This window comes from Phormidesmis sp. 146-33 (assembly GCF_052939515.1).
The window spans coordinates 1-8,707 of the sequence record NZ_JBJPHU010000182.1; the positions used below are offsets into that span (position 1 = coordinate 1).

Below are 8,707 nucleotides of genomic sequence, written 5' to 3' on the forward strand. Positions count from 1 at the left end.
CGTCTCCTTTTTTGACCGTTGATCCCACGCTGACTTTTGTCTCAGTAACGCTGCCTGCGCCTAGAGAACGGACGGGACGCACCTCGGTCGAAGGAATCAACTTGCCGTTGGCGACGGCCACTTCCTCAATTTTGCTGAAATGGGCCCAGCCGATCGTACCCAGCACAATAAAGGTAATCGTACCTGCCAGAATGCGCGTGTAGAGCGGCGGCAATTCCTGGACGGCCTTCCCCAACTCAAACGAGAGCGACTCTTCGGGCTGGGCAAGCTGTTGTTTGACTTGTTGAGATTGGGCGGGAGAGTTAGACAGAGAAACTCGCATAAGAGATGAGTGTCAGGGGGTGGACAGCGAAGCTTGAATCTAGGTACACCATAGCCGATCGTCGCAGTCGTGCAAAGAAACAGACTGTCTAAAGTAACAGAATGTGTTGGGCGTTGAATAAGCCTTAAGCTAGGGCGCAGACGGTCGGCGGATCACTAAGATTGATCTTAAATTGCCCAAGTTTCATCCCTATATTTAGCGCATCGTGTTTCAACTTTTATATCCGATCGTTCAGGCTCTCCAGCCGTTTTTGGTTCCGATCTGCTTCTTCTTTGCCTGGACATTCGTTTTGTTGACCGTCTGGAGTATTGCTTCGATGGCAATGTCTGGGTTTAGCAAAGCGCGGGAGATGCATCGAATTCCCTGTGCGGACTGTCAATATTTTACAGGGGACTACACGCTAAAGTGTACGGTTCACCCTTCTATAGCGCTGTCTGAAGATGCAATCAACTGCCCTGACTATACGCCGGCTCCTTCTCCCTATTAGGATTAAGGGAGTTTGTCGAAGGTAAGTCATGCTGGTACGAAAACTAAAGGATTGCCCTGAGATTGTGGCGGGCCATGGGACGCTGCTGAGAGAGTTGTTGCATCCTGCTAAACAGTCATTGAGTTTGCGGTACAGTCTGGCTCAGGCCATTGTGCCGATCGGACAAACGTCGATTGCCCATTCTCTCACTACCTCTGAGGTGTACTACATTCTCAGTGGTACGGGTGAAATGCACATTAACGCAGAAACCCAGACCATTGGGCCTGGGGATGCAATTTATATTCCTCCGAACGCAAAGCAGTTTTTGCAAAATACAGGGAGTGAACCGATCGTCTTTATCTGTATTGTTGACCCAGCTTGGAAGCAGAAGGATGAGACGATTTATGAGTGAGTAAAGGGGGAAGAAACGATTGTCGCCAATCCGCCCCCTAGCTGACTCTATTCTGGGTTTGCCTCTGGATAGTGACGGTTGTTAGGAATTTGTTCTGCTTCGGGGCAGTCGTCAGAAACCAGTGGCTCTACATTCCCTTTGGGAACTGATGCCAGCTTTTGAGTCACAGCACCAATGCTTTCCAGTCGCACCATCTCTTCCCAAGAGCAATTTTCGTCGTCTTCCTCGGTTTCATAGCGCAGCGTCACCAGATCACCCTCAATGTCGAGAATCTTGGCGCGCTCAATCCAGCGTTGCTGGTCCCGCAAGAAAATCCAAACTTCACGACCATCACTACAGAGTTGATAGATCTTGCGGTGTAGCATAAGTTGCTTCTCCTGAGCAAAATGACTTTTGAAATGCGTCGTAATGGGGCAACTCTAGCATTAGAGCACCCGCATTTTCTCAAATCAGCAAGGGGCAATGGCACAATTGTTTCCCTGCTGCGAATACCCTGGCTTTTAACCCATCGGGGGGAAGCGTCGTCTTTGGGGCAAGCCTTTGATGCATAAGATTAAGACTAGCGCTAGACCAGGGATTAAAAATTCTAGCTAAGGACAGGACTTGCAAAGGGCGATTGAATCGATGCATCTGTCCTGAGTGGCTAAGGATTGGGATCATTGTTTGAGGCAAATTTGAGGCAAACAGGACGCTCAACTCACTGGATGCAAGGCCGAAACGGGCCAGGAAGCAGAACGGTGTTAGCTCGGTGTCGGTTAACAAGAAGCGGCGAGGCAGTGAGGAATCTAGCCATGAATCTAGCCATTGTGCTGAGTGTTCCCATTAGGTGAATGAACCTCTAAGAAGGCTTGCAAATTGAGCCGTCTTTAAGTATCGGATTCTACCAACTATTCTATCGACTGTTAAGCGGAGTTGTTGATACAAATCGATCAATTATTAGAAAAAGGTCTATGAAGGGGTCTCTGCTGGGGATACGGGATGAAGTAAAACAGGTTTTGTCTGTCTTTTTGTCTGTTCTTTTTGAACCTTAGAGAAGCCAGCGGGGATGAAAACCAGGTAGGGGGAGCGATTCGGGTTGGGCTTTGACGGTGAGATCGCCTGTCAGAGGAAGAAGCCAGAGACGGCTGTTGGCGATTTCTTTCCCGTCCGATCTTTGAGCATTTGTGTCAGTCTGGTCAAAGAGTAAGGCCAGTCCGTCGGGGGCGAGGCTGATCTGAATGTCTCGCTGTTTGGGCAGTAGGACTAGAGGATAAAGGGCTTTGAGGGGGTCAGTGGCCGCGAAGGCGGCTTTGAGATCGATCGCCGCCAGGTAAGGCTGTTCTTGATAGTTGGCTCCGGGCACCAGATTGGTCAGCAGACAGTAGAGGATTTGTTTGGTGGGGTCAAACTGAGCGCTGAGAATCGAGCCAGTGGTTTTGAAGATTTCTTTTTGGGTGCCCTGGTTGCTGATCAGATAGAGCGATCGGGTGTAGTCGTTGTTAAATTTTACCATTGCGGCTGAGGAGCCATCTTTGGAGAAGTCTAAGACAGTGCCAAATTTGGGCAAAAAGTCCAGGGGGTCGGCTTGGGGCTGAAGGGGTAGGAGGGCGAGTCCCTGTCCCTGGGTGATGGCTAGCGATGCGCTGTCGGGTGTGATCAAAAATTCTCCACCGGGCTGCTTGCTGTCGAGGGGTTGAGCGGGAGCGTCCTTTCGGAGAATCCACGGGCCAAAATCGTTGGTATTTTTGCGATTGACGCGCTGCACAACAATGACATTTCCATCAGCAGACAGATCAAATTTGAGGTTTTGATACTCTGCGTTGTCGAGGACAAGATTGACCTGACCTGCGGGCTGGGGGTCGGGGGGGGGCGATTCGGGTAAAAAGGGCAGGTTAGCGGATTGGGTACCTAGCTCGGCGGGAGATTGAATCGAGATGCCCGTCGTGACGGTGTAGAGCTTTTGTTCGACAAGGGATTGGGCTTGTTGGGCGCGATCGGTCGCCGCAAACAAAATACGATCGCTGTCTGGGTAAGGCTTAAAGTCCATGACCAATAGATTGGCGGGGGTCAGCACTTTCTTTTCTTGCTTGCTCAAGTTGAAGAGGATCAACCGGCCTGCGTCGTCTCCTTCGACCCCAATGTAGGCAAACGCGCGATCGCGGCTCTGAAACTGTCCTCTGAAGGGTTGGATGCTGGCTCGACTAGATCCGGTGAAGCGATCTTGGGCGTTTTCGAGCTTGACTTGAAAGGTCGTGCCGTAGGGGGCGGGAGTGGTGAGCGTGTAGGCCATGCGGCGGCCTGACCAGCTAAATTTTCCGGGTAGAGGTGGGTCGATTTTTAAGTTTTGCTCGACGCTGAGATGATTCATCGGGCGGCTAAAGGTGAAGACAAAGGCGCTGTCGTCTGCTCCAATTTGTTTGCCTTGCCAGTTGAATGCTCGAACTCGTGGAGCGCTGCGATCGCCGCTTAAAATCAACGCTCCGATCAAAATAGCCAGCAACAGGATCACCGCGATCGAGACGCGATCGAGGGGCTGCGGAAATGGTTTGGCGGGTGCGGTCGGCGTTTGCATGGGAACCGATATTCAGAAAGGACTATTGCAGATCGTTGAGCGGCAGAGTTAGCCCCATTTTTTCTTGTAGGGCTGAGATCACCTCTTCGCCAGATTGGGGATCTAGAATTTTAAGATCTTCCTGGGTATAGTTCATTAAATCGGCGATCGTGTAGATTTGTGTCCGTTTGAGACAGCCGATCGCTTTTATCGAGAGTTGCAGGTCTTCGATAGGGACGCGATCAAGGGAGTCATTCATGGTCATCGGCGTAAACTGTGCCTTCTAGTGTAGGGTGCCTGCGCTCAAAAACGATTTCGATCAAAAGTTTGCGCTCAAAGGGAATTAGGGTCTGTTCTAAATTGTGCAAAAGAAAGCGGTTAAGGGCAATTTTGCTAGGGAACTCTAGGGCATCCCGTCGTAGACACCACTCAGATTGCAGTCTGTTGCAAGAATTATGAACTCAGAACCCATTCCCCCTGAAAATCAATCCGACGATCGCGACCCGATCGTGTCCGTGTTTCAAGCAGTTTCTGAGGTTGAGGCTGCCGAAGAAGCTTTTTGGAACGATTTGGACGAGATCTCTGAGGAAAGTGCCGCTGCCAAACAAACGCTGCTAATTGACCTCAATGAGCAATCTGACAGTGAGTTTGAAAAAACGGCGATCGACCTCAAGCCTAAATACGTACAGGGCGTTTTGCAATCGGGACAGGTCTATTTGATTACCAATTTGCTGCAAGATCAGTCTCAGACGTTGATTCAATCGCAAGGAGTCTGGACGATCGGTCGCCATCGGGCAGCCGCCTTACCGCTTCAAGATCGCAAAATGTCGCGCCGTCATGCTGTGATTTTGTATGCAGACCGCCAGTTTTATCTGCTGGATCTCAATAGTATGAATGGGTCTTATGTGAACGGCGATCGGGTCAAACAGCGTCAGGTTTTGCAGGATGGCGATCAAGTGTGTTTGGGTCATACCAAATTCTCGTTTTACGTCAGCCAAACCTCTCGCACGTTGGATCTGATTCATCCCGAAGTGTTTAGCCGCTTTAGCCATCGAGAGACGCGGAGAACTGCGTTTGGGGACTAGCGCGATCGAGGCGATGAAGGTGGATTCAGTTAGGTTTTTTTGCTGCGGTGTTTACGGCTTCTGCCCCCCAACCCTCATTCTGGAGGACTTTGAGACGTTAGGTTTGTTCAATTCGTGATCTCAGCGCTGATTGACTGACAAATCTTTTCACGTAGGTTGGGTTGAACCTGGTGAAACCCAACGTTAGCAACGGTAGAAAGGCTGCTGTTGGGTTTCGCGTTGCTCAACACCAACCTACGAAAAATCGAGGGTTTCAGGAGTTCTGTCAGTCAACCAGGATCTCAGCGTTGAATGAAGAATTCAAGTAAGCTGCTGCCTAGATAAACATAAGCGGCCACGACGGCGATCGCACTCACAATTAGCGCGACCAAAAATCTCCAATAGTTGACTCTGGTTAGACCCACGGCGTAGCTGACGATATCCTGTGAAAGCGGCATTAGTAAAATGATGTAGAAGATGCTTTGTTGAGCCGATAAGCGATTGATTAAGCGGTCTAACTGCTCTAGATCTGTTTTGCCGATCAAGCGTTCTGCAAGGTGACGACCAAAGGTTCTTGAAAGCCAAAAATTGATGCTACAGCCGATTAGGGAAGCAAAGAAACTCAAGAAAAAAGCAGAATCTTTGCCAAACAAAACGCCGCCTAATACAAAGATAGAACTCCCGCTCAAAGGCGCAACAATCAGCGTAGAAGCACAAACTATCACAAAAATAACAGGTGCCCAAATGCCTGAATTTCTAATAAAAAGATGAGCGTTTTCTAAACCAACTTTTTGAAGCACGATCGCCATGCCAACATACGTGAGTGTGAATAGCAGAATTGCTACCAACGCTTTCTTGAGTCTTAGTTTATTTTGCATAGTTGGACGGCAGGCTCAAAGCTAAATCGAAGGATAAGGAAGAACGGTATCTACAAGTTCTGATTTCTGCACTCCAGCATTCGTTCCAATTTTGATGGAATCTTGCTCCGTCAGGGGTGCGTCATGACTAATATAGAGAGATCTGTAGCTTCGTCCCTCCATCTGCGTACTGTCATGTCTATTCTCACTAGCGGCTCTCATCTCCGACAACAGTTTCTCGATTTTTTTGCAGCGCGTGGACACAAAATTTTGCCCAGTGCTTCTCTGGTGCCCGAAGATCCGACCGTGTTGTTGACGATCGCCGGGATGTTGCCATTCAAGCCGATCTTTTTGGGACAGCAGCAGGCAGAAGTGCCACGGGCGACGACGGCTCAGAAGTGCATTCGCACCAACGATATCGAGAATGTGGGACGAACGGCACGACACCACACGTTTTTTGAGATGTTGGGCAATTTTAGCTTTGGCGATTATTTTAAGTCGCAGGCGATCGCCTGGGCATGGGAGCTTTCGACGCAGGTTTATCAATTGCCACCAGAACGAATCGTGGTCAGCGTGTTTGAAGATGATGACGAAGCGTTTGCAATCTGGCGTGACGAAGTTGGCATCCCGGCGCATCGAATTCAGCGCATGGGTGAGAAGGATAACTTTTGGGCATCTGGCCCGACTGGCCCGTGCGGCCCTTCTTCTGAGCTTTACTACGACTTTCATCCTGAGCAAGGAGACGCGGTTCTTGACCTCGAAGACGATAGCCGATTTATTGAATACTACAATCTGGTATTCATGCAATACAATCGGGACGCAGACGGCAACCTGACTCCGTTGGCAAACAAAAATATTGATACGGGGCTTGGCTTAGAGCGGATGGCGCAGATCCTGCAAAAGAAGCCAAATAACTACGAAACGGATCTGATTTTTCCGATTGTGGAGACAGCGGCGCAAATTGCTGGAATTAGCTATGACAATGCTGACGAGACTACAAAAGTTTCGCTAAAAGTCATTGGCGATCATATTCGGGCAGTCATTCATATGATTGCGGATGGAATCACTGCGACGAATGAAGGTCGAGGCTATGTGTTGCGGCGGCTGATCCGACGAGTGGTTAGACATGGACGATTGATCGGCATTAATCACGAATTTACTCCACAGGTGGCAGAAGCGGCGATCGACCTCTCAGAATCCGCCTATCCCAAAGTTCGGCAAAAAGCAGACACGATCAAAAACGAACTGCAAAAAGAAGAATCCCGCTTTAGAGAAACGCTAGAACGGGGCGAAAAACTGCTGGATGAAATTTTGTCAAACGTCACGGATCAAATTTCTGGACAAGATGCCTTTGTTCTCTATGACACCTATGGCTTTCCGCTAGAACTGACGCAAGAAGTCGCCGAAGAAAAGGGATTAACTGTCGATACAGAAGGCTTTGAAGCCGAAATGAAAGCGCAGCGAGAACGGGCAAAAGCGGCTCACAAAACGATCGACCTTACCGTTCAAGGCGAACTCGATAAACTGGCTGAAACGATTCAAGCGACTGAGTTTTTAGGATATTCTCAACCGTCGAGCCAATCCACGATTCAGGTTTTACTTGTCGAAGGCGAACCGATCAAATCAGCAGAGGCAGGCGCACAAGTTCAAGTCATCCTGGATCAAACGCCGTTTTATGCGGAATCCGGGGGACAAATTGGCGATCGAGGCTATCTCTCCGGCGAGTCCGTTTTGGTGCGAATTGAAGATGTGAAAAAAGAATCCGCTTTCTCGGTGCATTTTGGACGGATTGAACGGGGAACCTTGCGCGTTGGCGAGTCTGTCACGGCTCAGATCGATCTGGCGTGTCGTCGTCGGGCCCAGGCGCATCACACCGCAACGCACTTATTGCAGTCTGCTTTAAAGAAAATTGTCGATGACGGCATTTCTCAAGCAGGGTCGCTCGTGTCGTTCGATCGCCTGCGCTTTGACTTTAATTGCCCTCGCTTGATTACGTCAGACGAACTGCACCAAATCGAAGAACTGGTCAACACCTGGATCGCTGAGGCACACACCGCCAACACCTATGTCATGGGGCTGACCGAAGCCAAAGAGAAAGGCGCGATCGCAATGTTTGGTGAAAAATATTCCGAAACGGTGCGCGTGTTGGATGTCCCCGGTGTCTCAATGGAGCTATGTGGCGGAACCCACGTCAGCAACACAGCAGAAATCGGCATCTTCAAAATCGTGTCTGAGTCTGGAGTCGCGGCTGGCATTCGTCGGATCGACGCGATCGCCGGAACCGCCGTCTTGGAATATCTGAATGTGCGAGATACCATTGTGCGCGAGTTGAGCGATCGCTTTAAGGTCAAGCCCGAAGAGATTCCCGATCGCATTACGACGCTGCAAACCGAACTCAAAACCACCCAAAAACAACTTGACACGCTCAAAGGTCAGCTTGCGGTTGCCAAAGCCGATCAGCTACTCACCCAGGCTGAATCGGTTGGTGACTTCAAAATTCTGGTCGCCCAACTCGAATCCGTCGATCCCGAATCGCTCAAAACCGCCGCAGAACAACTTCTCCAAAAACTAGGCGAAGGCGCTGTGGTTTTGGGATCAATTCCTGAAGACGGAAAAGTCAGTCTGGTAGGGGCATTTAGTCCAGCAGTGGTTAAGAAAGGCTTGCAGGCTGGGAAACTGGTGGGCGCGATCGCTAAACTTTGCGGTGGTGGTGGCGGCGGCCGTCCCAATCTGGCTCAGGCCGGTGGACGTGATGCCAGCAAGCTCCCCGATGCCCTCGCTGAAGCTCAAAATCAACTTAAATCAGGCTTACAGTAGCCGCTCCTTGAATTCGATGAAAGTTTTTCGCTGCGTTGTTCTGGTCTTCTGCCCTCCAAGCTGCCAATCTTGGGGGACTTTAGGACAAGAACTTTAGTTCAAAGTCTCTCACTGGTCGAAGAGTTAGGGGATGTTTCCGGACTGACGAACCGCAGCAAAAATTTTCATCGAATATCACGTTAAATTAACGTCAGTTCGATGAACGCTTCGCTTCGCTTTTAGATCCAGGAACGCCCCCT

General features: G+C 49.9%; 8 protein-coding genes and 1 pseudogene. 4 read left to right on the forward strand and 5 right to left on the reverse strand.

Annotation, left to right across the window (positions count from 1 at the left end; genetic code table 11):
* Nucleotides 1–322: pseudogene (locus tag ACJ2PR_RS33820) on the reverse strand (hemolysin D); the annotation flags it as partial.
* A gap of 205 nt (nt 323–527) precedes the next feature.
* Here ACJ2PR_RS33820 and ACJ2PR_RS33825 point away from each other — a divergent pair.
* Both ACJ2PR_RS33825 and ACJ2PR_RS33830 read left to right on the forward strand, forming a co-directional pair.
* On the forward strand, nt 528–809 hold the full coding sequence (locus ACJ2PR_RS33825) for a hypothetical protein (protein ID WP_446857600.1): 282 nt from the start codon (nt 528–530) through the stop codon (nt 807–809).
* Between the two features lie 28 nt (nt 810–837).
* A complete protein-coding gene (locus ACJ2PR_RS33830) occupies nt 838–1,200 on the forward strand; it encodes a cupin domain-containing protein (RefSeq protein ID WP_446857599.1) in 363 nt (120 codons plus the stop codon).
* Between the two features lie 47 nt (nt 1,201–1,247).
* On the opposite strand, the gene ACJ2PR_RS33835 is transcribed toward ACJ2PR_RS33830, so the two are convergent.
* The 3 genes from ACJ2PR_RS33835 to ACJ2PR_RS33845 form a co-directional block, all read right to left on the reverse strand.
* Nucleotides 1,248–1,565 (reverse strand): DUF6679 family protein, encoded by a 318-nt coding sequence (locus ACJ2PR_RS33835; protein WP_446857598.1) that lies wholly within the window; start codon nt 1,563–1,565, stop codon nt 1,248–1,250.
* Between the two features lie 662 nt (nt 1,566–2,227).
* On the reverse strand, nt 2,228–3,751 hold the full coding sequence (locus tag ACJ2PR_RS33840) for a hypothetical protein (protein WP_446880343.1): 1,524 nt from the start codon (nt 3,749–3,751) through the stop codon (nt 2,228–2,230).
* 22 nt (nt 3,752–3,773) lie between these two features.
* Nucleotides 3,774–3,989, reverse strand: a complete 216-nt coding sequence (locus ACJ2PR_RS33845) for a DNA-directed RNA polymerase subunit alpha C-terminal domain-containing protein (protein ID WP_446857596.1) — start codon at nt 3,987–3,989, stop codon at nt 3,774–3,776.
* A gap of 196 nt (nt 3,990–4,185) precedes the next feature.
* On the opposite strand from ACJ2PR_RS33845, the gene ACJ2PR_RS33850 reads away from it, so the two are divergent.
* The gene (locus ACJ2PR_RS33850) at nt 4,186–4,815 is read left to right on the forward strand and encodes an FHA domain-containing protein (protein ID WP_446880344.1); all 630 of its coding nucleotides are present in this window, start codon (nt 4,186–4,188) and stop codon (nt 4,813–4,815) included.
* Nucleotides 4,816–5,096: 281 nt separating this feature from the next.
* On the opposite strand, the gene ACJ2PR_RS33855 is transcribed toward ACJ2PR_RS33850, so the two are convergent.
* The gene (locus tag ACJ2PR_RS33855) at nt 5,097–5,672 is read right to left on the reverse strand and encodes a TVP38/TMEM64 family protein (protein WP_446857594.1); all 576 of its coding nucleotides are present in this window, start codon (nt 5,670–5,672) and stop codon (nt 5,097–5,099) included.
* A 174-nt stretch (nt 5,673–5,846) separates the two neighbouring features.
* Between ACJ2PR_RS33855 and alaS the strand changes: the two genes are divergently transcribed.
* On the forward strand, nt 5,847–8,468 hold the full coding sequence (gene alaS, locus ACJ2PR_RS33860) for an alanine--tRNA ligase (protein ID WP_446880345.1): 2,622 nt from the start codon (nt 5,847–5,849) through the stop codon (nt 8,466–8,468).
* Nucleotides 8,469–8,707: the final 239 nt, after the last annotated feature.